At 66.5% G+C, this 22950-nt stretch carries 21 protein-coding genes; 8 read left to right on the forward strand and 13 right to left on the reverse strand.

Annotated features, from left to right (window positions below; all coding sequences use genetic code 11):
* Positions 1-44: 44 nt before the first annotated feature.
* The gene (locus tag KTR40_RS19075; protein WP_304940900.1) at positions 45-806 is read right to left on the reverse strand and encodes a hypothetical protein; all 762 of its coding nucleotides are present in this window, start codon (positions 804-806) and stop codon (positions 45-47) included.
* A gap of 96 nt (positions 807-902) precedes the next feature.
* On the opposite strand from KTR40_RS19075, the gene KTR40_RS02880 reads away from it, so the two are divergent.
* Together KTR40_RS02880 and KTR40_RS02885 are read left to right on the forward strand one after the other, a co-directional pair.
* Entirely contained in the window at positions 903-1418 is a 516-nt protein-coding gene (locus KTR40_RS02880; protein ID WP_228405216.1) for a glutathione peroxidase, read from the forward strand.
* Positions 1419-1582: 164 nt separating this feature from the next.
* A complete protein-coding gene (locus tag KTR40_RS02885) occupies positions 1583-2512 on the forward strand; it encodes a phosphodiesterase (RefSeq protein ID WP_139027894.1) in 930 nt (309 codons plus the stop codon).
* A gap of 9 nt (positions 2513-2521) precedes the next feature.
* Here the strand turns inward: KTR40_RS02885 and KTR40_RS02890 are convergent, their stop codons facing one another.
* Both KTR40_RS02890 and KTR40_RS02895 read right to left on the reverse strand, forming a co-directional pair.
* The gene (locus KTR40_RS02890; RefSeq protein ID WP_370633160.1) at positions 2522-3997 is read right to left on the reverse strand and encodes a stealth family protein; all 1476 of its coding nucleotides are present in this window, start codon (positions 3995-3997) and stop codon (positions 2522-2524) included.
* 217 nt (positions 3998-4214) lie between these two features.
* Positions 4215-5144 carry a hypothetical protein gene (locus KTR40_RS02895; protein WP_228405217.1) on the reverse strand — a complete coding sequence of 310 codons (930 nt, stop codon included), beginning with the start codon at positions 5142-5144 and terminating at the stop codon, positions 4215-4217.
* A 146-nt stretch (positions 5145-5290) separates the two neighbouring features.
* Between KTR40_RS02895 and KTR40_RS02900 the strand changes: the two genes are divergently transcribed.
* Both KTR40_RS02900 and KTR40_RS02905 read left to right on the forward strand, forming a co-directional pair.
* Complete coding sequence (locus KTR40_RS02900; RefSeq protein WP_139027897.1) at positions 5291-5590, forward strand: type II toxin-antitoxin system VapB family antitoxin; 300 nt, start codon at positions 5291-5293, stop codon at positions 5588-5590.
* A complete protein-coding gene (locus KTR40_RS02905) occupies positions 5583-6257 on the forward strand; it encodes a LytR C-terminal domain-containing protein (RefSeq protein WP_139027898.1) in 675 nt (224 codons plus the stop codon). The genes KTR40_RS02900 and KTR40_RS02905 overlap by 8 nt, the downstream gene beginning before the upstream one ends.
* A 67-nt stretch (positions 6258-6324) precedes the next feature.
* Here the strand turns inward: KTR40_RS02905 and KTR40_RS02910 are convergent, their stop codons facing one another.
* Positions 6325-6975, reverse strand: coding sequence for a TetR/AcrR family transcriptional regulator (locus KTR40_RS02910; protein ID WP_228405218.1), 651 nt, complete (start codon positions 6973-6975; stop codon positions 6325-6327).
* A gap of 57 nt (positions 6976-7032) precedes the next feature.
* Positions 7033-7731 (reverse strand): DsbA family oxidoreductase, encoded by a 699-nt coding sequence (locus KTR40_RS02915; protein ID WP_228405219.1) that lies wholly within the window; start codon positions 7729-7731, stop codon positions 7033-7035.
* Positions 7732-7956: 225 nt separating this feature from the next.
* Here KTR40_RS02915 and KTR40_RS02920 point away from each other — a divergent pair, with 225 nt between their 5' ends.
* Together KTR40_RS02920 and KTR40_RS02925 are read left to right on the forward strand one after the other, a co-directional pair.
* Complete coding sequence (locus tag KTR40_RS02920) at positions 7957-9018, forward strand: glycosyltransferase family 4 protein (protein WP_228405220.1); 1062 nt, start codon at positions 7957-7959, stop codon at positions 9016-9018.
* A 59-nt stretch (positions 9019-9077) separates the two neighbouring features.
* Positions 9078-11216, forward strand: coding sequence for a glycogen debranching N-terminal domain-containing protein (locus tag KTR40_RS02925; protein WP_139027902.1), 2139 nt, complete (start codon positions 9078-9080; stop codon positions 11214-11216).
* Positions 11217-11234: 18 nt separating this feature from the next.
* On the opposite strand, the gene KTR40_RS02930 is transcribed toward KTR40_RS02925, so the two are convergent.
* The 5 genes from KTR40_RS02930 to KTR40_RS02950 form a co-directional block, all read right to left on the reverse strand.
* Positions 11235-11768 (reverse strand): GNAT family N-acetyltransferase, encoded by a 534-nt coding sequence (locus tag KTR40_RS02930; protein ID WP_139027903.1) that lies wholly within the window; start codon positions 11766-11768, stop codon positions 11235-11237.
* A gap of 92 nt (positions 11769-11860) precedes the next feature.
* Entirely contained in the window at positions 11861-12856 is a 996-nt protein-coding gene (locus KTR40_RS02935) for a sugar phosphate isomerase/epimerase (protein ID WP_228405221.1), read from the reverse strand.
* A 1-nt stretch (position 12857) separates the two neighbouring features.
* Positions 12858-14045 carry a Gfo/Idh/MocA family protein gene (locus KTR40_RS02940; RefSeq protein WP_228405222.1) on the reverse strand — a complete coding sequence of 396 codons (1188 nt, stop codon included), beginning with the start codon at positions 14043-14045 and terminating at the stop codon, positions 12858-12860.
* Positions 14042-15172: a Gfo/Idh/MocA family protein gene (locus tag KTR40_RS02945; RefSeq protein ID WP_228405223.1), complete on the reverse strand. Its 1131-nt coding sequence runs from the start codon at positions 15170-15172 to the stop codon at positions 14042-14044. The genes KTR40_RS02940 and KTR40_RS02945 overlap by 4 nt, the downstream gene beginning before the upstream one ends.
* The gene (locus tag KTR40_RS02950; protein ID WP_228405224.1) at positions 15169-15936 is read right to left on the reverse strand and encodes a sugar phosphate isomerase/epimerase; all 768 of its coding nucleotides are present in this window, start codon (positions 15934-15936) and stop codon (positions 15169-15171) included. Before KTR40_RS02950 ends, KTR40_RS02945 begins: the two co-directional genes overlap by 4 nt.
* A gap of 134 nt (positions 15937-16070) precedes the next feature.
* Between KTR40_RS02950 and KTR40_RS02955 the strand changes: the two genes are divergently transcribed.
* Positions 16071-17279, forward strand: coding sequence for an ROK family transcriptional regulator (locus KTR40_RS02955; protein WP_228405225.1), 1209 nt, complete (start codon positions 16071-16073; stop codon positions 17277-17279).
* 6 nt (positions 17280-17285) lie between these two features.
* Here KTR40_RS02955 and KTR40_RS02960 read toward each other — a convergent pair whose 3' ends face one another.
* Entirely contained in the window at positions 17286-18245 is a 960-nt protein-coding gene (locus KTR40_RS02960; protein ID WP_139027909.1) for a D-2-hydroxyacid dehydrogenase family protein, read from the reverse strand.
* 141 nt (positions 18246-18386) lie between these two features.
* On the opposite strand from KTR40_RS02960, the gene KTR40_RS02965 reads away from it, so the two are divergent.
* Complete coding sequence (locus tag KTR40_RS02965) at positions 18387-19580, forward strand: CynX/NimT family MFS transporter (protein WP_139027910.1); 1194 nt, start codon at positions 18387-18389, stop codon at positions 19578-19580.
* Between the two features lie 283 nt (positions 19581-19863).
* On the opposite strand, the gene aceB is transcribed toward KTR40_RS02965, so the two are convergent.
* Both aceB and aceA read right to left on the reverse strand, forming a co-directional pair.
* On the reverse strand, positions 19864-21516 hold the full coding sequence (gene aceB / locus KTR40_RS02970) for a malate synthase A (RefSeq protein WP_228405226.1): 1653 nt from the start codon (positions 21514-21516) through the stop codon (positions 19864-19866).
* A 91-nt stretch (positions 21517-21607) separates the two neighbouring features.
* Complete coding sequence (gene aceA / locus KTR40_RS02975) at positions 21608-22939, reverse strand: isocitrate lyase (RefSeq protein ID WP_139027912.1); 1332 nt, start codon at positions 22937-22939, stop codon at positions 21608-21610.
* Positions 22940-22950 lie beyond the last annotated feature (11 nt).

Below are 22950 nucleotides of genomic sequence, written 5' to 3' on the forward strand. Positions count from 1 at the left end.
ATGGCGGTACATGCATTCGTCGCCGGACCTGCTGAGTCGCTGACCTACCTGCCGGGCATCGGTGCGCCGTCCATCGGACCCCTACGCTGGACCATCCCGGTGGGTCTGGGCAGCGAGGCTCCTTCGGCCGCGCCCTGGGCAAATTTGCCGACGAGGGCGGCTGCTTCCTCTTCCCCGATGTCGCCGTTGCTGATTGCGGCAGGTGACACGGGGCCTGGCACACCGACAACGTCGCCGTCGGAGCCGGGCACGGTATCGCCGTCGCCGTCGGAGCCGGGCACAGCGTCGCCGTCGCCGTCGGAGCCGGGCACAGCGTCGCCGTCGGAGCCGGGCACAGCGTCGCCGTCGCCGTCGGAGCCGGGCACAGCGTCGCCGTCGCCGTCGGAGCCGGGCACAGCGTCGCCGTCGCCGTCGGAGCCGGGCACGGTATCGCCGTCGCCATCGGAGCCCGGCACGGTATCGCCGTCGCCAACGGAGCCGATTCCAGCCGAGCCGGCCCCGACGGAGCCTGTGCCGGCGCCGGTCGAGCCTGCCCCGGTTGAGCCTGCTCCGGCGCCGGTCGAGCCTGCCCCGGTTGAGCCTGCTCCGGCGCCGGTCGAGCCCGCCCCGGTTGAGCCTGCTCCGGCGCCGGTCGAGCCCGCCCCGGTCGAGCCTGCCCCGACGCCGGTCGAGCCCGCCCCGGTCGAACCTGCACCAACTGAGCCGGCCCCGATCGCGCCTGCACCGACCGAGCCGATGCCTGCGCCGGTTGAACCTGCGCCGACCGAGCCTTCCCCCACCGACCCTGCGCCATCGGTAACCGACACCTCCGCGTCACTGGCCCCCTAGGTCCGCCGGGATTCCCTTGCAGGAAACTCCAAGCCAGGACCAATACAGTGGTCCGCTGGTAACGAATTCCATGCATGGACAACTTTTTGGGGAAGCAGCCTGTGACCACTGACCTGTACCGGATCCCGCTGGCCCTGAACGACGGCACCTTGACCGATTTCGGCAGGTTCAGGGGCAAGGTGGTGCTTGTGGTCAACGTTGCCTCCAACTGCGGGTTTACGCCCCAATACGCGGGGCTGGAGACGCTCTATGAAAAGTTCCGGGAGCGTGGGTTTGAGGTGCTCGGCGTCCCGTGCAACCAATTCGCAGGCCAGGAACCCGGCAGCGACAGCGAAATCGCCGAGTTCTGCCAGCGCAACTTCGGCGTAACGTTCCCCCTCACCGCCAAGGCTGACGTACGCGGCAAGAACCAGCACCCGCTGTTCACGGAGTTGACCAAGTTCAAGGGCGGGCTGCTGCCCGGATTGGTGAAATGGAACTTTGAGAAGTTCCTGGTCAACAGGGACGGCCTCGTCGTGAACCGCTTCGCGCCAACAGTGGAGCCCGATTCGGCCCAAGTTATCGACGCCGTCGAAGAGGCCCTCTGTTGAAAAAGGGCCGCTTCGCCGAACCGCGCGGCAGAAAAGCGCAGTTCTTTCATTTTTTTCCACATCAGCTACGGCGATTTACCCAAAGTTTGCCAAATGTCTGATTGGATAAACATTACTGAAGGGTACAAGGGAAGCGCCGTTTCCCACCGACCACAGAGGCAGCAATGGAGCACATCGAGGCCGAACACCCCCGGCCACGCCACTTCCTACTCCACCTGAGCGATCCCCACCTGATGGGAGGTCCGGACCCCCTTTACGGCGTTGTTGACAGCGAAGCGCGCCTCATCCAGCTCTTCGAAGAGGTGAAGGCATCCGGGGCCCGGCCGGAGGCGGTGATCTTCACCGGCGACCTCGCCGACAAGGGCGATCCCGAAGCCTACGTGAAACTCCGGGCCATCGTTGAGCCTGCGTGCGAAGAACTGGGCGCCCAAGTGATCTGGGCGATGGGCAACCACGACAACCGGGCCAACTTCCGGACTGGCCTGCTGGACGAAGCCCCGAATGACGCCCCTGTGGACAAGAGCTACTTCGTCAACGGGCTGCGCGTTATCACCATGGATACTTCCGTCCCTGGCTACCACCACGGCGAGCTGAGCCCCTCGCAGCTGGACTGGCTGACGCGGCAACTGGATACCCCTGCCCCGGACGGCACCATCCTGGCGCTGCACCACCCGCCCATACCCTCCATCCTGGATCTCTCGGTCCTGGTGGAGCTGCGGGACCAGGCATCGCTCGAGGCAGTAGTCCGGAACTCGGATGTCCGCACCATCCTCGCTGGTCACCTGCATTACTCGACGACGGCGAGCTTCGCAGGCATTCCTGTGTCCGTGGCCTCAGCCAGCTGTTACACGCAGGACCTCAACGTTCCCGTCGGCGGCACCCGTGGCCAAGACAGCGGGCAATCCTTCAACCTGGTCCACGTATACGAGCACACGATCGTCCACTCGGTGGTTCCGCTTGGCACGTCGACGACGGTGGGGGAGTACGTCTCCCCGGAAGAGACCGAGTTTCGGCTGGCCGCTGCAGGGATCCGGAGGCCGGAAACCGCGAAGCAGCGGAACAGCGCGAAGCTCGGCCTCCCTACAAGCCGCTAGCCCGACGTCCTACTTTTCCCAGGGCGCCTTGATGGGGAAGTACTTCTCCAGGAAGTCGGTGACCAGTTTGGCGCGCTCGTCGGCGTCCACCTCGGGGAAGCTGCCGTCGTTCAGGCAGAAGAAGTCCATGTTCCGCTTGGCGAGCAGCTTGGGCAGGTAGTTCAGTCCCGTCCGCATGGTGGTGTCCACGTAACGGACCTTGGCCGCGGTCTGGGTCACGGCCCGGCCGGTGAGCAGGGCGTAGTAGTGGTAGAAGGAGTTGGTCACGGAGATGTTGTCCGCCGCCCTGAAGCGGCTGGCGGCCGTCTTCCGGAATTCCTCCGGGAACTCGCGTTCCATCTTCGCCACCACGCTGCGCCGCAACGGCGCAGCGGTGTGCTCCAGGTGCCGGGTGGTGATGCGCCCGAACCTGTTCCACAACAGCTTGCGGTTGACCCGGGCCGCATTCTCGAACCCGCTGCGCTCCGCCGCGTTCTCGCCCAGGCCGATCCGGGTTTCCGCCTCGATGAACTTGGTGATGCCGCCCGGCGTGAAGAACAGGTCCGGGCTGACCGGCCGGCCGAAAAACATGTCGTCATTGGAGTACAGGAAGTGCTCGGACAGGCCTTCGATGTTGTGGAGCTGGCACTCCACCGCCTGCGAGTTGTGCGTGGGCAGCACGGAGGGGTCCGAGAAGAACTCCTCACTGCGGACGATGGTCACCGACGGGTGTTCCGCCAGCCACCCGGGTGCCGGTGAATCCGTGGCAATAAAGATGCGGCGGATCCAGGGCGCAAACATGTAGACGGACCGCAGCGCGTACTTGAGCTCGTTGATCTGCCGGAAGCGGGCCTCGTGGTCATCGCCTTCGCCCAGGACAACGTCCTTCTGCTGGGCGCGGCGGGCGGCAATGTATTCAGGGGAACTGCCGTCCACCCAGGAGAACACCAAGTCGATGTCGAAGCTGATGTCGCTGGCGTGGTCCGCGAACATGTTCTCAATGGTGGGCCAGGTGTGGCCGTAACGTTCAACGGTGCCGCGGACGGCGTCCTGCCGGAGCAGGGTCCTGCGTGTGAGGGAGTTCTCGATCGGCAGGATGATCTCGTCGCCCTTGAAGGACCACAGCTCAATCTGGACACCGGCGGAGGCTCCGAACTCAAAGCCGCCGGCGGGCTCCACCCGCGGCCGGTAGAGGCGGAAGATGCGTGCCTGCCGGTTGGAGGAGAGTTCGCCGTCCGCAACCAGCAGGGAGGTCTTCTTCTTGGCGTCCACGGTCATGGAATAGAAAGGTTCGTCCTGGCACGCTTCCACCAGGGCAGCCCGGAGCTTCTTCCTGTCCTTCCAGTCCAGGGCAACGACGGGGCGGTCATTGTTGCCCCTGACCAGCAGGTATGCCAGGCCCGCGTTGGCCAGCACATTCCTGACGAACAGCAGGTCCTCCACCATGGCCTGGTAGGGAGTCCTGTTGTAGTTGATCAGCGCGATGCGGCCCTTGTGCGTGATCACGTCAGGGCGCGGGTTGAGGCGCTGCTCAGCTTCCGCCGAGGTGATCTCGGCGTGGAATTGTTCCTCTACGGATGCCTGGCCGCCGTAGTAGACCTCGTCTTGTACCGGTGCTTCTGTAATGGTGGTCTCCGTGCTGCGTAATAGTTAGCGTTCCTATGTGCATGATAGCCCCGCCCGTGAAACGGCAGGTTGCGGGCAGCCAATGCCCGGAAGGGGCTCAGGCGCCCAGCGCCTCCCGCCAGCTGCGCAGGAAAGCACCGCCGGCGTCGTCGTGGATTACTGACGGGGCCAGCCCCAGGTCCTGGGCCGTGAGGACTGCGTAGGGTTTTTCCGGGATGCCGTCCGCGGGCCGGACATCCACGTGCTTGACCGGATGGTCGTTGTGGTGGAGCCAGTCGGCCATGGCGTAGTCCGTGCGCGAATCGCCAACGGTCCGCCAGGCCTCCGGGGTAATGCCCTGTGCCGCGAGCAGTTCCACTGCCCGGCTGGCCCCCAGGTCCTTCCCGAGCCGCACGGACTCGATGTCCGTGGAAATGATGGTGGGGTCCACGCGGTAGTCCACCTCGTCGTCGGAATTGGGGGCGTGGTGGTCCAACCGCACCACTCCCATGCCGTGGCGGGCCATCAGGTCCATGGCGTCGGCGTCGAAAAGCTTCTGCTCGGCCAGGTACTCGGCGCTGGGCACCTCGATGTGCTGCTCCACGGACACCATGGCCCGCTTGGTTTCGTCAAAGAACATGTGTGCGGCGTAGTCCTCCGCCACCATCCGCCGGATGTCGTCCCCGTAGGCTGCCGGCACGGCGAGTTCGCGGTCCACGTGGATGGGGCCCGGACCCGCTGCGGTGTAGCTGAACCAGACGGCGCCCTTCTCGCAGACGGCGTGGATGATGGTGCCTGACGGAATCCCCGCGGCGATCATGGGTTCCATCACCTGTTCCCGGATGAAGGCGTCCGAGCGCCCGGTGTTGAAAACTACAGGTATCCCGGCGGCGGCGAGGGCCACCAGGTCATCGATGATGTCCCGCTTCACATCACGCGTGACCGGACTCGCCACCGGGCCATCGACGTCGAGCAGGAGTGCCAGCGGCGGCGTAGCGCGTGCGTGGACTCCTGGTGCGGACACGGCGGGGGACTCGGATGCTGTCATGCTTCTATTCTGTCAGCAGCGCCCGGGGCGGGCTGTCCGGCGGCCATCGGGCTCCGCGTGTGACACATGGTCACTGTTTGGCCACAACCTGCAGGAGGCACGGCCGGGTACTTTCGCTGGGCGTGCAGGATGCCTAGTGTGGCAAGGTGATATTCAAAGCTGTGGGCGAGGGCCGCCCTTACCCCGACCATGGTTACACCACGCCCAAGGACTGGGCATCGCTTCCGCCCCGGCCGGTCCGGCTGGACGAGCTGGTGACCACCAAGCGCACCCTTGACCTGGAAGCCCTGCTGGCCGAGGACTCCACCTTTTTCGGTGACCTGTTCCCGCACGTGGTGCAGTACCAGGGGACCCTGTACCTGGAGGACGGGCTGCACCGCGCCGTCCGCACGGCCCTGCACCAGCGCACTGCAATCCACGCCCGCGTCCTGGTGCTCGATGGCTAGGAAGCAGCAGCAGGACTCCAGCATCCTCCACGGCCACCGCGTTGTCACCGGCCCCGAGCTGCGGGCCACCTTTGAGGCGGCCCGCGACGCCGACGACACCGCCCGCGTGCGGCGCCGGGCGCTGCACGGGGTGGTCCTGGTCCTCCTTATCGGCCTGATCGTGGCGGCCATCATTACCGCGGTGGCCATCATCGACGGACGGCTGAAGTTTCCCGCCACAGCGCCGGCCGAACAAGCCATCTCCACCTGCCCGGCCGCCACCTTTGACTACACCCCCCACGAGCAGATCAACCTCAACGTCTACAACTCCACCAGCAGGCCCGGGCTTGCCCGCGCAGTGGCGGATGAGTTCCTGGCCCGGAAGTTCGTGGTGGGCGCGGTGTCCAACATCGATGCCGGCTACCGTGGCATTGCTGCCGTGGTTTCCGGGGCAGCCGGGCAGGCCGCCGCCTTCAGTGTCCAGCGCAACCTGCCGGGTTCGGACTACTTCCAGGACAGCAGGACAGACGGAAGCGTGGACGTGATCCTCTCCCAGGACTACAAGGCGCTGGCCCCGCCCGAGCTCGTTGACCAGACGCCCGGGAAGCTGGCCTGTCCACGCGAAAGCCGCCGCATTGCCGACGACGACAAATGGCCCGTCATCCCGTCGGCCGCACCAACGCCTTAAGGCGCCGTTGCGCTGTCAGATTCTGCCCTTGGACCGGCCGGATGGGGCCCGTCAGTGGTAGGGCAACTCAGCCGGCCACCGCGGGAAGCGGTGCCAGCCGGACGGGGCAGCCGTCGTCGTCGAACCTTGCCCCCGCACCCAGCTGGATGAAGCGCACCGTCCGGGCCACCCGCGCCTCCAGCTCGGCGGGCTCGTCGCTGCCCCGGGCCGCGCTGGAGGACAGGGTGCCCAGGATCAGCTGGGCCTGCTGGTTGACATCCGCCGCGGGCAGGTAGCCCTGCTCCATTCCGTCCCGCAGGATCCCCTGCAGCATGATGCTCAGTTCGCCCACGTGGTTGGCGAGTTTGGCAAAGGACGACGGCGAGAGCACAGCTCCCATGGCGGGTCCCGGCGGGAGGTGGCGGCGGCTAAGGTCCACCACCTGGGCGCGGACGTACAGCGCGAGCCTGTCCACGGGGTTGTCCAGCTGGCCCAGCGAGTCCCGCAGTTCGGCGAGGAACTTTTCAGTCTCATCCAGGGCGTAGGAAATCAGCAGCTCTTCGATGTCCGCGTAGTAGTTGTAGACCGCGGTCCGGCCCACGCCCGCGTGCCGTGCCACATCCGTCATGGTCAGGCCCGGCAGGCCATGGGAAAAAAGGAGTTCGCCGAAGGCCGTGAGGATGCGGCGCTGGGTGTCCGCTCGCTGCTCGGCGTTGCTGGCCGCTGAAATCCTGGGCATACAGACACTTTACCGCTATGTGTCAGTAAACGTCCTGCCCGTTCCTCGCGCGCTTTCCTAGACCGGGCAGCCGTCCGGTCCGCAGGCCTCCCCGTCACCGGAGTTGACCAGGACCAGGGGATTGGCTTCCTGCCATGCCTGGTTGAGGGCGGCTGTGAAAGTTTCCGCGGGTTGGGCCCCAGAGAGTCCGTACTTCCGGTCGATGACGAAGAACGGGACGCCGCTGATGCCCAGGGACCTCCCCTCCTCGAAATCGAAACGGACCGCGTCCGCGTATTTGTCGGTGGTGAAGAGCTCATCCACTTCAGCGGGGTCGATGCCGAGCTCGACGCCGAGCGACGCCAGGTACTGCCGGCTGCCGATGTCCTTGCCATGTTCGAAATGGTCACTGAGCAGGCGTTCCTTGGCCTCGTCCTGCTTGCCGTGGGCAGCGGCAAGTTGGATCAGGCGGTGAGCGGTGAAGCTGTTGGCCACCACCACCGCGTCGAACCGGTAATTCAAGCCTTCCGCCTTCGCCTGTTCGGCAACGTGGCCGAACATCTGCGATACCTGCTCCGCGGGGATGCCCTTGCGGGAGCTCAGGTACTCCAGTTCAGTGCCGTCGTAGTGCTCGGGAAGGGTGGGGTCCAGCTGGTAGCTGCGCCAGGTCACATCCACGGACTCACGGTGCGGGAAAGCGGCCAGTGCAGCTTCGAAGCGCCGCTTGCCAATGAAGCACCACGGGCAGGCGACGTCGGACCAGATCTCAATCTTCATGCTGTTGGGAACAGCGGGACACTCGCTGCCATTCCGGGCGCCCGTTATGAGATGCCCCACAGTGGGTCTTGTCCCGGACGGGTATCTGGGCAATAGTCAGATGGTGGGCTAAGCAAATGCCCTTGGGGCAGCACGCTCCGAAGCGCGCGGACCGAAGCTGGTCCGCTGGGTAAGGTGCCCGGCCCACTGGGGGAGCCTGGCCTGTCATTTTCCTGGAGGACAGGGATGAGGATAGGACTGGTTGCAGGACCGTGGATCACGGTCCCGCCCAAAACGTACGGCGGAACAGAAAGAGTAGTGGACAGCCTTGCCAGGGGCTTCGCTGCTGCCGGGCATGAGGTGTTGTTGGCGGCGCCGTCTGACAGCACCTGTCCCGTACCCATAGTCCCGGGCATGCGGCCATCGGTTCCGGGGGAGTTGAGCCTTACGCTTTCCGAACTGAGCCACGTGGCCCGTTCGTATGCCGGCCTGGCTGACGTGGACATCATCCATGACCACACTTTGGCCGGCCCGCTGTATTCGGAGCGGCCGGAGCGTATCCCCGTGGTGACCACAGTCCACGGTCCGCTCAATGCGGAAGCGAAGGACGTTTACGCCGCCATAGCCCGGAGGGCCGCTATTGTCGCCATCTCCCGTGACCAGTGTTCGCGTGCCCCCGAGGTGCCTGTCACGCGCGTCATCCATCACGGAATGGCCCTTTCCTCCGTGCCGGTGGGCTCCGGAAGTGGGGGCTACCTGTGCTTCGTGGGGAGGTCCTGCCCTGACAAGGGCCTGTTGGAGGCCGTCCATGTAGCCCGCGGGGCAGGAATGCCGCTGAGGATTGCCGTCAAGATGCGCGAGCAGGAAGAAATCCGCTATTTCCGTGAGGTCATCGAACCAATCCTGGGACCCAACGAGGACTTTGTGGGGGAGGTGGACGATGCCGCCAAATACAAGCTGATGGGCGAAGCGCTGGCGTTCCTGAACCCCATCCAATGGCCGGAACCATTCGGCCTGGTCATGATCGAGGCCCTTGCCACAGGCACGCCGGTGATCGGGACGTCCATAGGCTCAGCGCGCGAGATTATCGACCACGGGCGGACGGGATACCTTGGGGACACGGGGCAGCTGGCCGGCTTCGTGCAGGCAGCAGCAGGCCTGGACCGGAGCGTGTGCCGAAAGACAGTGGAAGAACGGTTCAGTGAGGAACGCATGGTGGACGACCACCTCCGGCTGTATGCCGAGCTTCTTGAAGGCAGTGTGCCTGCAGGGGTTCCGGATGCGCCCGGCTTGCACCAGAATCTTTAAGGGGGCGGGCGGTCTCCCGATCCCCGCAGGATCCCGCCGCTAACCTAAGGAGTCCTTCCTTGACTGCATGGAACGCCGACACCGAGGCCGCCGCATCCGAATCCGGTTCGGTGACGGTGGTGGAAGGATCCTCGTTCTGCATTTCTTCCGGGACCGGGGACATCAGTGCCGACACCGGTACGAACGGTGCGTTCTACCAGGACACGCGCATCATTTCACACTGGATCCTCCGGGTTAACGGCTCCTTGCGTGAACCGCTGGCGGCACAGCGGCCCAAGCCCTTCGAAGCCACCTTCGTGGGCAGGGCCCAGTGGCCGGACGGCCGGTTCGACAGCCCGCTGGTGGTCCGGCAGAACCGCCACATCGGCCCAGGCCTGCAGGACGACATCACGCTGGAGAACTACTCGGGGGAGTCCGTGGACTGCGACATCGAGCTGCTGGTGGGTGCGGACCAGGCCGATCTTTTCGACGTCAAGGTGGGCCGCACCTCCAAGCATGCGGAGGCTGTCCGGACGGTCCGCGACGGCCAGCTGGTGATCGAAAGCGCCCGCAACGGCCAACAGCGGGGAACGGCTGTCCGGGCCCGGGGCGCCGACGTCAGCACGGACGGGCTCCGCTTCCGGGCCACCATTCCGCCGCGCGGCAAGTGGGCCACCAGCATCATTGTGGTCCCCCTGATCAACGGTGAGGCGCCCGCCGAAGCCTTCAGCGAGGACGGGCTGCCGCACCATCGGGAAGGGGCCCGCCGGCTCCGGCACTGGGAGCAGAACGTCCCGCTGATCACCGTTTCGGACGCCAACCTGCAGGCCCTCCTGAATCGCAGCCAAAGCGACCTGGGGTCGTTGCGGATCTTTGATCCGCACCATCCGGAACGGGTGGCCGTGGCGGCAGGGGCCCCATGGTTCATGGCGTTGTTCGGCCGGGACTCCATCCTGTCCTCCTACATGAGCTTGATGGTCGACCCCAAGCTGGCGGCCGGGACGCTGCAGACTTTGGCGGGCCTCCAGGGGACGAAAGTGGACGTTGACTCCGAGGAGGAACCGGGGCGCATCCCGCATGAACTGCGGCTGGGCGTCACTGCGGGGCTGGCGCTGGGGGGCACCGCCTACTACGGCACCGCCGATGCGACCCCGCTGTTTGCCGCCCTTGTTGGCGAACTAAGCAGGTGGGGGCTGGCGCGGAATGTGGTGGAGCCTTTGGTGCCACACGTAGACCGGGCGCTGGAGTGGATCGAGAAATACGGGGACCGCGACGGCGACGGGTTCGTGGAGTACCTCCGGCCCAACGACCACGGACTGGTCAACCAGGGATGGAAGGACTCCTGGGACGGCATCAACTTTGCGGACGGGACCATGGCCGAGGCGCCCATTGCCCTCTGCGAAGTCCAGTCCTACGTCTACTCCGCCTACGTGGGCCGGTCGCTGCTGGCCCGCTGGAGCGGCGACCGCGCCCTGGAACAGCACTGGGCTGAACGCGCCGCGGACTTGAAGACTGCCTTCAACGAGAAGTTCTGGTTGCCGGACAAGGGTTACTTCGCCGTGGCACTGGACAAGGACAAGCGTCCGGTGGATGCATGCACGTCGAACATGGGGCACTGCCTGTGGAACGGCATCGTGGACGAGGACAAGGCTGCGTCCGTGGTGGAGCACCTCATGTCCCCGCAGATGTTCACCGGCTGGGGGATCCGCACCCTCGGCTCCGACATGGGCGCCTACAACCCGGTGAGCTACCACAACGGTTCCGTGTGGCCGCATGACTCGGCCCTGGTGGCCACCGGGTTGATGCGCTACGGGTTCGTGGAGGAAGCGCGCAGGGTTGCCACCGGTATCTTTGAGGCCGCCGAGCACTTCGACGGCAGGCTGCCCGAACTGTTCTGCGGTTTTGACCGCGGCGAATTCTCCGGGCCAGTGGCATACCCCACCGCCTGCTCGCCGCAGGCGTGGGCGGCGGCGGCGCCGGTGCAGCTGGTGCGTGCCCTGCTGCGCTTCGATCCCGTTTTCACGCACGGAGTAGTGCACCTGGCGCCGATCCTGCCGGAGGACGTGGGCGAGTTCAAGGCCGAGAACGTGCTCCTGGACACCTCCCGGATCACCATCCGGGCGTCCGGGACCCACGGCACCGTGGAGGGGCTGCCGCCCGGCCTCAAGCTCGTGGCCGAACCACGCCCGCCCCTGGCCTACCCGCCCAACTACGCCTGACAGGCCCGGTGCCGCCGGTCACGGAAGGGCACGCTCCAGCACGAAGTCGTGTTCCACGGAGTTCCCCAGCCGGAAGGACTTGGTGCCCACCTTGCGGAACCCTGACTTCTCGTAGAACCGGATGGCCCGGGCGTTCTGGCTGTTGACCCCGAGCCACACACCGGCCCCGCCTGATCCGGCTGCCGCCTCCAGGCTGGCATGCATCAGCTCCGCGGCGGCGCCCAGGCCGTGGTGCCCGGGATGCACATAGCACTTGCTGAGCTCCACCGAGGGCGTCACCGTCAGCACCGAGGAAACGTCAGGATCCGCGGCAGGACGGTTCACCAGGAGGCTGTAGCCCTGAAGGCCGCCGTCCCCGTCGATCACCAGCACAGTGATGTCCGGGTCAGCAAGGTACTTTCGGAAGTGCTGTTCGCTGAGGGTACTCGCCAGGTGCGCCGCAATGTCCTCAGGCGACGCCGACGGCGGGCATGCCAGCGGAAAGGTGACCGCTGCCAACGCGGCCAGCGCCCCGGCGTCGTCCGTTACTGCCGTGCGGATGGAGGAGGTCATGCAGGGATTTTATGCCCCCACGCTCCGGGTTTTGTCCAGGTATACAGGGTTTATGGCCTCCCAAGCCTGCATACCTGGAAATACTCTCCGGCCTACTGCTTGAAGGCGGCGTCGAAGGAGGTGTTCGACGGCGGGAAGTCGAACCTTTTGAGGGCGGCGAGGGCTTCGGGGGCGCCGTGGAGGCGGTCCATGCCGGCGTCTTCCCATTCGATGGAGATGGGGCCGTCGTAGCCGATCGCGGACAGGGCTCGGAAAGAGGCTTCCCAGGGGACGTCGCCGCGGCCGGCGGAGACGAAGTCCCAGCCCCGGCGCGGATCGCTCCAGGCCAGGTGCGAGCCGAGGACGGTGTTCCGGCCGGTCTGGCGGACCTTGGTGTCCTTGCAGTCCACGTGGTAGATCCGGTCCTTGAAATCCCAGATGAAGGAGACGGGGTCCATGCCCTGCCACATCATGTGGGACGGGTCCCAGTTCAGCCCGAACGCTTCCCGGTGCCCGATCGCTTCCAGGGTGCGGACGGTGGTCCAGTAGTCGTAGGCGATCTCGGACGGGTGGACTTCGTGGGCGAAGCGGACCCCGCATTCATCGAAGACGTCAAGGATGGGGTTCCAGCGGTCGGCGAAGTCCTGGTAGCCGGCGTCAATGACCTTTTCCGGGACGGGCGGGAACATGGCCACGTACTGCCAGATGGAGGAACCGGTAAACCCGACCACGGTGTCCACGCCGAGCGCCTTGGCGAGCCGTGCGGTGTGCTTCATTTCCTCGGCGGCCCTTTGGCGGACGCCTTCGGGATCGCCGTCGCCCCAGACCTTGGCTCCGACGATGGCCTGGTGGCGGAAGTCGATGGGGTCATCGCAGACGGCCTGGCCCTTGAGGTGGTTGGAGATGGCCCAGACTTTAAGGTTGTACTTTTCGAGTACGGCCAGCTTGGACTCGACGTAGCCGGGTTCGTCCCAGCGCCAGGCGTCCAGGTGGTCGCCGGAAACGGCGATTTCCAGGCCGTCGTAGCCCCAGCCGGACGCCAGTTTTGCCACCTCTTCGAAGGGCAGGTCGGCCCACTGGCCGGTGAACAGGGTAAACGGGCGGGGCATGTCAGGCTCCTTCTGGTTGGTTGGTGGCGGCGGCCGGGTTGGCGGGGGCCAGCTGGATGAGGGCGCTTTTCGCGGCGGCGGATTCCTCCACGGCGTCCAGGATGCGCTGGACGGCAAGCCCGTCCTCAAACGACGGCGACGGCGCGGTTCCGGAGCCGACGGCCAGCAGGAAGTCGCGGACCTCGTGCGTGAAGGTGTGCTCCCAGCCGATGATGTGGCCCTGCGGCCACCACGCCTCGAGGTACGGGTGCTCGGGCTCGTTGACCAGGATCCGCCGGAATCCCTGCTCCCTGGCCGGCGCCGTGGCATCCAGGAACGCGAGCTCATTGAGGTTTTCCAGATCGAAACGGATGGCGCCCTGATCGCCGTAAACCTCGATCTGCAGGGAGTTCTTCCGGCCGGTGGCAACCCGGGAGGCCTCCACTGAGGCGATTGCTCCGGAGGTGAGGGACAGCGATGCCCAGGCGGCGTCGTCGACCGTGACGTCCTCCAGGCCGTTGGCACCGGGCCGGCGGCCCACGAAAGTGTGGACGCGGCCGGAGACTTCGGTGACCTCGGCTCCCAGCAGGAACAGCACCTGGTCGATGGCGTGGCTGGCGATGTCGCCCAGTGCCCCGGAGCCGGCTGTTTCCTTCCTCAGCCGCCAGGTCATGGGCGCCTGGCTGTCAGCGAGCCAGTCCTGCAGGTAGGCGGCGCGGACGTGCCTGACCGTGCCGATCCTGCCCTCGGCGATCAGCTCCTTCGCCAGGGCAAGGGCCGGGACCCGGCGGTAGTTGAACCCCACCATCGACTGGACCCCCCTGGCCCGGGCGGCCTGGGCTGCAGCGGTCATGGCTTCTGCCTCCGCGAGGGTATTGGCGAGCGGCTTCTCCAGCAGCACGTGCTTGCCTGCCTCGAAGGCGGCGATGGCGATTTCCGCATGCATCCAGCCCGGCGCGCAAACGTCGATGATGTGGATGTCATCCCGGTCCAGGACCGTGCGCCAGTCCGTGGCCGTTTCCGCCCACCCGTACTTCGCGGCCGCTTCTTCCACGGCGGCGGCGTCGCGGCCCACCAGGACCTTCTGCTCAAACGCCGGGACGTCGAAGAAACTGGCCACGTTCCGCCACGCGTTGGAATGCGCCTTGCCCATGAAGGCGTAGCCGATCATCGCTACGCCCAAGGGCCTCTGGTTTGTTTCCTTGCTCATGCGCCTTCTCCCAGCGTCAGTGTTTCCGGTGCCCAGTCCTCGGGGAGGGGGGCGGAGGCCGGTGCGGTACTTTCAACGTCCACGAAGGTGCCGGAGTCCATGGATTCCGAGATGGAGACCATGGCGTCCAGCACGTGGTAGGCCAGGCTGCCGGTGGCGCGGTGCGGGACGCCGGCGCGGATGGAGCGGGCCATGTCCAGGACGCCCATGCCGCGGCCGTTCGCCGGGCCAGTGGCCGGGATGGTGGTCCAGTCCTCGTCCCCTGCGCGCCAAAGCCTGACGTCCCCGTCGAAGTTGTTGGGGTCCGGCAGGGAAATGGTGGCCTCCGTCCCGGTGATTTCCACGAAGCCCATCCGGGTGCGGGGAGATTCGAAGGAGAAGACGCTGTGGGAGGACGCGCCACTTTCGAACTGCGCCATGGCTGAGACGTGCGTGGGGACTTCCACCGTGAATTCCTCGCCGGCCTTGGGACCGGAACCGATGACGCGGATGTCTTTGGCCTTGGACCCGACGGCGGCCACCTTGCGGATGGAGCCGAAGGCCTGGACCAGCGTGGTGAGGTAGTAGGGGCCCATGTCGAACAGGGGGCCGGCGCCGTACTGGAACAGGAAGGCCGGGTTGGGGTGCCAGGACTCCGGGCCGGGCGTCTGGAACGTAGTCATCCCGGTCAGGGGTGTGCCGATGTCGCCGCGCTGGACCAGCCGCAGCGCGGTCTGGAGCCCGGCGCCCAGGAAGGTGTCCGGCGCGCAGCCCAGGCGGATGCCCGCGGAGTCGGCGGTTTTGAGGAGCCCCAGCCCTGATTCGCGGTCAAGGGAAAAGGGCTTTTCGGTCCAGACGTGCTTGCCGGCGTTGACGGCGGCGGTGGCCACCTCGACGTGGGCTGCGGGGATGGTCAGGTTCACGATGATTTCGACCTCGGGGTGGTGGAGTGCCTTGTCCACCCCGCCCCACTCGGGGATGCCGTACTCCTTCGCCCGTGCTTCGGCCGCCTCCTCGAAGAGGTCCGCGACGACGAGGACCTTGAGGTCGGGGAACGTGGTGAGGTTATCCAGGTACTGCTTGCTGATGTTGCCTGCGCCGATGACGCCGACGCCCACCGGGCCTTTGCTGATGGAGGGGGTGCTCATGCGCTGGCTCCTGCGTTGCTCGAGGCATTGTAGTTTCCGGTGTTGTTGAGGAAAGCGAGGCTCTCGGCGATGCCCTGGAAGATGTCCCCGGCGTAGTCGTCGAATTCCACCACGCCCACCTCCAGCGACTTCGCCGCGGCGATGACTTCCAGGACCGGGACCTTGCCCTGCCCGGCCGGCTGCTGGGCCTTGGTATCAGTGGTCAGGGGGCCGTCCTTGATGTGGATCAGTTTTACCCGGTCCCCGAGCTTGGTGAGGATGTCCACCGGATCCTGCCCGCCCACGGCCACCCAGTACGTGTCCACTTCCAGGACCAGTCCCGGATCAAGGAGGTCGGCGAAGTATTCCAGGGCCGTCCGGCCTTCGATGGTGGACTCAAGCTCCCACTGGTGGTTGTGGTAGCCAACCCGGATGCCGTACCCGGCGCCCTTCCTGGCTGCTGCGTTGAGTCCGGCGGCGGTTTCCTGGATGTCTTCGGCCGACTGCCAGCGCTCAGCCGGGATGAAGGGGTCGATCACGGTGGTGATACCCAGGTCCCTGGCCGCCGCGAAGATTTCGTCCTGGTCCTGGCTGAGCAGCGGGGCGTGGCCGGACGGCGCCGTCAGGCCGTGTTCCTTCAGGGCGGCCCCGAGTTCCTTGGCAGTGGCGACGAAGTTGTAGGGCTCCACCTGCGTAAAGCCTATTTCCGCGACCTTCCGGATGGTTCCTTCCAGGTCTTCCTGGATGGCATTCCTCAGGGTGTAAAGCTGGATTGAGTAGGACAAGGGGTCTCTCCCGGTGCTTGGACGTGGTGGCGAGGGCTTTGATTAAGGGTCTACCTGCAAAGCTAGGAGCACTTTTGCCGGGCGTCAAGCAAAAGTTGTTGCCGTGACATAAATAAGTCTGCTATCTATGTCCTATGAACAAGACCGCCGGCCACCGGGCTGCTCCTGAGCCGTTGGCAGCGCAGGGACGTGCCGGGGACATCTTCCAGCTGCTCCGGGACGGCAAGGCCCGCACGCGTGCCGAGCTCGCCGGGACTACCGGGCTGGCCAGGTCCACCGTGGCCGCCCGCATCGACGCCTTGGTGGCCGCCGGGCTTGTTGGTCCTGCGGGTGAGGCAACCTCCAGTGGCGGCAGGCCGCCGTCGCGCTTTGCCTTCAAACCGGACGCCAGGGTGGTACTCGCCGTGGACGTCGGGGCGACGCACGTGGCCGTGGCCGTTACGGACCTCGGCGGGTCGGTGCTCGCTGAACGCCGGCTGGACCAGCAGGTGGCGGACGGGCCGGAGAAGGTGCTGGGGCTCGTGGTGCGCCAGGCAGCGAAACTGTTGGCGTCGGCGTCGCGGGGCATGGCGGAACTGGCGGGGGTGGGGATTGGCCTTCCGGGGCCCGTGGAGCACGGCACGGGCCGGCCCGTCAAGCCGCCCATCATGCCGGGCTGGGACGGTTTTGACGTCGTCCGGTCCGTCCAGCGCTCGCTGCCGGTCCCTGTGCTGGTGGACAACGACGTGAACATCATGGCGCTGGGGGAGCGTACGGCGCACTGGCCGGAGGAAGACAATTTCCTGTTCGTGAAGGTTGCCACCGGCATCGGCGCGGGCATCATCAGCAGCGGCGAGCTGCAGCGCGGCGCCAACGGCACGACCGGGGACCTCGGTCACGTCCGCGTCCCCCGGGGTGACGGCGTCCTGTGCCGCTGCGGGAACTACGGCTGCCTGGAAGCGCTCGCATCAGGACCGGCGATCGCCGCGGCACTGCGCAGCGCGGGACTGGACGCCGCCCGGGGGCCCGACGTGGCCGCCCTCGCGGCACACGGCAACCCGGAAGCCATCCACGCGCTGCGCCAGGCCGGACGGGATGTGGGCGATGTGCTCGCCACCGTGGTGAATCTCCTGAATCCGTCGGTGATCGTGGTCGGCGGCAGCATCGGGGGCGCGGGAGAGTACCTGGTGGCCGGCGTCCGTGAAGTTGTGTACCGGCGCTCGCTGCCCCTCGCAACGTCGCAGCTACGGATCGGACTGTCGCGTGCCGGGGACCAGTCCGCCATCCTCGGCGCCAGCCAGCTGGTGACCCAGCACGTCCTTTCGCCCGCCGTCGTTGAAGCAACCCTGCAGGCAACGGGCTGACTCCTGCTACGGCCTGATGACCCGGACGGGCGCGCCGGCCAGCCAGGCGGTCACGTCCTCGAACGCGCCGCCGTAGAACTGCCGGTAGCTTTCGCGCGTGACGTAGCCGAGGTGCGGCGACAAGACGGTGTTGGGGGCTGCGAGGAGCGGGTGTCCCGCCTGCAGCGGTTCCTGGTCGAACACATCCAGCGCAGCCCCGCGGATCCAGCCCTCGGCGAGGGACTTCAGCAGCGCGTCCTGGTTGACCAGCGGGCCCCTGGCGGTGTTCACCAGGACGCCCTCAGGTCCCAGCAGCCGCAGTTCCTGCTCGCCCACAGTGTTTTCGGAACGTTCGGAGAGCCGCAGGTGCAGCGTGGCAACATCCGCCAGGCGGAAGAGTTCCTCCTTGGACACCAGGCGGGCGCCGGCCTCCTCCGCTGCCGCGGCCGTCAGGTTCTGGCTCCAGGCCAGGACCTCCATCCCAAAGGCCTGCCCGTACGCCGCGATCCGGCGGCCAATCTTGCCAAGGCCCACCACGCCCAGGGTCTTGCCCGCCAGCTCGAAGCCAACCGTTGTCTGCCAGGACCCTGCCCGCAGGGAGTTCTCTTCGGCCGGCAGGTTCCTGGCGAGGGACAGCAGCAGGGCCCAGGTCAGCTCTGGGGCGGCCGTGGGCGAGCCCGGGGTGCCGCATACCGTGATGCCCTGCTCGGCAGCCGCGGCCACGTCAATTGAGGCATTCGCCATCCCGGTGGTCACCAGGAGCTGCAGGGTTGGAAGTTTTTCCAGTACCGCCCGCGGAAATGCGGTTCGCTCACGCATGGCCACCACCATAGTCACGTCCGCCAGCGCGGACACCAGGGCCTCCGGGGAGGCGAAGGGTTCACGGAAGGCCATGGTGGTCACGCCCTCCGCTTCCAGGGCCGCCCAGTCCGCGAAGCCATGGGCAACATCCTGGTAGTCGTCGAGGATGGCGAGGCGGTGCTTCATGGCGGTGTCCTTCGTCCTGGGTAACCTTGGCGTGATGTTCATCGTAAGGCAGCGGGTTCCGGCCTTTCCTGAAACCCCTGCCCCGTCCGGCGTGATAGCAATGGGAGTGATGAAACTCCCCCCACACCGGTTCCTGGCCCCGTGAACGGCCGGATCCTCGCCCGGATTCCCAACAGTTGGATCCTGCTGGCGTGCATAGGCCTGCTGGCACTGAACCTGCGCGGCCCTTTTGTGGCGGTTGCGCCCGTAGTGGACCTGATGCAGGCGGAGCTCAACTTCTCGCCGGTCCTGCTGGGGCTCCTGACCAGCATCCCGGTGCTGTGCTTCTCCCTTGCCGCCCCGCTGGCCTCCCTGGCTGCCCGGAAATTCGGTGCCGAGTTCGCGGTGACGCTGACCATCCTCGGCGTTCTGGCCGGGGTCCTGGTGCGTTCGGCGGGAGGGCCCGTCCTGGTGGTGTCCGGAACGGTGCTGATTGGCCTGGCCATCACCGTGGGCAACATCGCGGTGCCGCTGATCATCCGCCGCGATTTCGGGCAGGCCCGGCAGGGGACCGCGATGGGCATCTACACCGCGGCGTTGAACATCGGCTCGTTCCTGACCTCGGTGGCCACGGCGCCGCTGGCCAGCCTGGCCGGTTGGCGGTTTGCGCTGGGATCCGTTGCCGTCCTGGCCGTGGTGGCCGTCGTTTTCTGGACGCTCGCCGTGGGCGGACGCCGGGCTTTCTTCATTTCCCCCGACGACGGCGCCGGCACCCGGTTGCCGCCGGTGGACGGTGCTCGGTGGACGACGGCGGGCCTGACCGCGGGCTTCGCCGGACAGGCCTTCTCCTATTACGGCGTAACAGCCTGGCTCCCGACGATCCTGGCCGACGAGCTGGGAATGGCGCCGGCGGCGGCCGGGGCCGGATCGTCGCTGTTCCAGATCCTCGCAATTGCCGGTGGGCTGGGTGTTCCCCTGGCGGCACGGTTCACCAGTACAACGACGGTGGCGGTGGCACTGGGCCTGATGTGGCTGACGGTCCCCTTGGGACTGTTGCTGACGCCGGAATTCTGGTGGTTGTGGTGCTCGTTGGGCGGCGTAGCCCAGGGTGGCGGCATCACGCTGATCTTCATTGCCATCATCAAGCTCGCGCGGGACCAGGCGTCGGCGGGGAAGATGTCCGCCGTGGTTCAAGGCGCCGGTTATGCGATCGGCGCGGCTGCTCCTCCGCTGCTGGGTTACCTCCACGGGCTGTCCGGTTCCTGGACGGTGCCGATGCTGTTGATCCTGGCGTCCGTGCTGACGTTCTTCCTCACCACCACCCTCTCCGTGCGGAAGGTGCCCAAAAGCCGCTGACGCGACCCGCCGCCGTCGTGCCCTCCCTTCCCTGCCGTCGCCCGCTCACTTACTGCCGGACACAAGGGACGCTCTCTCACTTAATGCGGCAATTAGAGGATCGCTCTCTCACTTTCTTGGGGAAAGCGAGAGAGCGATCCGGATTTTTCTGCATTAAGTGATAGAGCGTCCGGGTGGCACCGGGAGGGGTGGTGCTCCGTCGCCGGGCCGGCCCTCCGGATTTCGGAGGTGCCTGTTGCGGAAGGGCGTGCCGGCCCGGCGGACGGAAGTCTTGAGCCAGAGGCTACGCCGCGGCGAGCTCCTCGACCGTTGCCTTTTCGCGGGCCTCCGTCAGGTACCGCGCGTAGGCGGGGAGGGTGAGGAAGGACGGGAAGTCCTGGCCGAGGGTGACCTCCTCGAAGATGTCCCGCGCGTCCTCGAACCGGTCGCCGTCGAAGCGTTCCAGCCGTGCGAATTCCTCATCGAGGAGCTCCTCCACCCAGTGGTGGGTGATGATTTCGCCGTGGTCCGTGATGGCGTGGGCGTAGATCCACTGCCAGAGCTGGGAGCGGGAGATTTCGGCGGTGGCGGCGTCCTCCATGAGGTTGTGGATGGCGACGGCGCCGTTGCCGCGGAGCCAGGATTCGATGTAGCGGATCCCGACTTCGATGTTGTTCCGGATGCCCTGTTCGGTGATGGTTCCGGTTGTGGCGGCCACGTTGATGAGCTCGCGGTCGTCCGGGGTGACGTCCTCGCGGGTGCGGTCCAGCTGGTTCGGCTTCTCGCCCAGGATGGAGTCGAACACCTCGCGGCAGACGGGAACCAGGTCCGGGTGGGCCACCCAGGAGCCGTCGAAGCCGTCGTTGGCCTCGCGCGTCTTGTCGGCACGGACCTTCTCGAAGGCGTTGGCGTTGGCTGCCTCGTCCTTGCGGTTGGGGACGGCCGCTGCCATGCCGCCGATGGCCATGGCGCCCCGCTTGTGGCAGGCCCGGACCAGCTGCTCCGTGTAGGCGCGCATGAAGGGCTGGGTCATGGTCACCTGGCCGCGGTCCGGGAGGACGAACCGGGGGCCGCGGGTGCGGAAGTTCTTGATCAGGGAGAAGATGTAGTCCCAGCGGCCGGCGTTCAGGCCTGCGGCATGGTCGCGCAGTTCGTAGAGGATCTCCTCCATTTCGAAGGCCGCGGTGATGGTTTCGATCAGCACGGTGGCGCGGATGGTGCCCTGCGGAATGCCGAGCAGGTCCTGGGCGAGGATGAAGATGTCGTTCCAGAGCCGGGCCTCGAGGTGGTTCTCGATCTTGGGCAGGTAGAAGTACGGTCCCTTGCCCTGGGCGAGCAGGCGGCGGGCGTTGTGGAAGAAGTACAGGCCGAAGTCCACGATGCCGCCGGCGATGGATTCGCCGTCGATGATCATGTGCTTCTCGGGCAGGTGCCAGCCGCGGGGACGGACCACGATGGTGGGCAGTTCGCCGGCGGGGCGGAGCTTGTACTCCTTGCCTTCGGGGCTGGTGAAGTCGATCCGGCGCTCCAGGGCGTCGGTGAGGTTCAGCTGGCCCTTGATCACGTTCCGCCAGGTGGGGGTGGAGGAGTCCTCCATGTCCGCCAGCCAGACCTTGGCCCCGGAGTTCAGGGCGTTGATGGTCATCTTCTGGTCCACCGGCCCGGTGATCTCCACCCGGCGGTCCTCCAGCCCGGGGGCCGGGGGAGCGACGCGCCAGGACGGGTCGTTGCGGATGTGCTCGGTTTCGCGGAGGAACCGCGGGTCCTGCCCCGAGGCGATGGCACCCCGGCGGCTGCGGCGGGCCTGCAGCAGTTCCTGCCGTCGGGCCGCCGTCGCCCTGTGCAGCTTGGCAATAAACGCCAAGGCATCCGGAGTCAGCACCTCCTGCTGGCGGCAAACGGGCTGCGCGGTGAGGGTAATGCCATTGATCGTGAAGCTATCGGTGAAGCTGTTCATTTCAGTCTCCTGGTGCATGGCCCAACTGGGTAGCACTAAGTGTCGTTTTGAGCCTCCAAAACGACACTTAGCGCTACTTACTTGGGAAGAATTAGTGGAACTGGCCCTCTTCGGTCGATCCGACCAGTGCGAGGGTGGATGCGTTCGGGTTGAGCGCAGTGGCGATGTCGTCGAAGTAGCCGGTGCCGACTTCGCGCTGGTGCTTGGTTGCGGTGTAGCCGCGGGACTCAGAGGCGAATTCCTTCTCCTGGAGCTCGACGTAGGCGCTCATGCCTTCCCGGGCGTAGCCGTGGGCGAGGTCGAACATCGAGTAGTTCAGGGCGTGGAAGCCGGCCAGGGTGATGAACTGGAAGGTGAAGCCCATGGCGCCGAGTTCACGCTGGAACTTCGCGATGGTGGCGTCGTCCAGGTGCTTGCGCCAGTTGAACGACGGCGAGCAGTTGTAGGAGAGCATCTGGTCCGGGAACTCCGCCTTGACGGCTTCGGCGAACTTGCGGGCCAGCTCCAGGTCCGGGGTGCCGGTTTCCATCCAGATCAGGTCCGAGTAGGGGGCGTAGGCCTTGGCGCGGGCGATGCAGGGTTCGATGCCGTTGCGGACCTTGTAGAAGCCCTCGGCGGTGCGGACCGGCTGTCCCCCTTCGCGGAGGATGAATTCCTGGTCCCGCTCGTCGACGTCGGAGGTGATCAGGGTGGCTGCCTCTGCGTCCGTTCGGGCGATGACCACGGACGGGGTGCCGGCGACGTCGGCCGCGAGGCGGGCGGCGTTCAGGGTGCGGACGTGCTGCTGGGTGGGGATCAGCACCTTGCCGCCGAGGTGCCCGCACTTCTTCTCGGAGGCGAGCTGGTCCTCCCAGTGAACACCGGAGGCGCCGGCCTGGATCATGGATTTCATGAGCTCATAGGCGTTCAGCGGGCCGCCGAAGCCGGCCTCTGCGTCGGCGACGATCGGGACCAGCCAGTCCTCGACGGTCTGGATGCCTTCGGAGAACTCAATCTGATCGGCACGCAGAAGGGCGTTGTTGATCCGGCGAACCACGGTGGGAACGGAGTTGGCCGGGTAGAGCGACTGGTCCGGGTACGTGTGGCCGGAGTTGTTCGCGTCCGCGGCGACCTGCCAGCCGGAAAGGTAGATGGCCCGCAGCCCGGCCTTGACCTGCTGCACGGCCTGGTTGCCGGTGAGGGCGCCCAGGGCGTTGGTGTAGCCGCCGGTCTTGTGCTCCTCGGTGAGCTGCTTCCACAGCTTCTCCGAACCGCGGCGGGCCAGGGTGTGTTCTTCGGAGACGCGGCCGCGGAGGCGGACGACGTCGGAAGCTGAGTAGTCCCGGGTCACACCTTCCCAGCGGGGGTTGGCGGCCCACTCGAGCTCCAGGGCGGCGGCCTGCTGGTCGGGCGTCTGCTGGGTGGGCTCAAATGCTGCAGTCATCGTTGATCTCC

The sequence above is a fragment of the Pseudarthrobacter sp. L1SW genome (assembly GCF_020809045.1).
Taxonomy (GTDB): domain Bacteria; phylum Actinomycetota; class Actinomycetes; order Actinomycetales; family Micrococcaceae; genus Arthrobacter.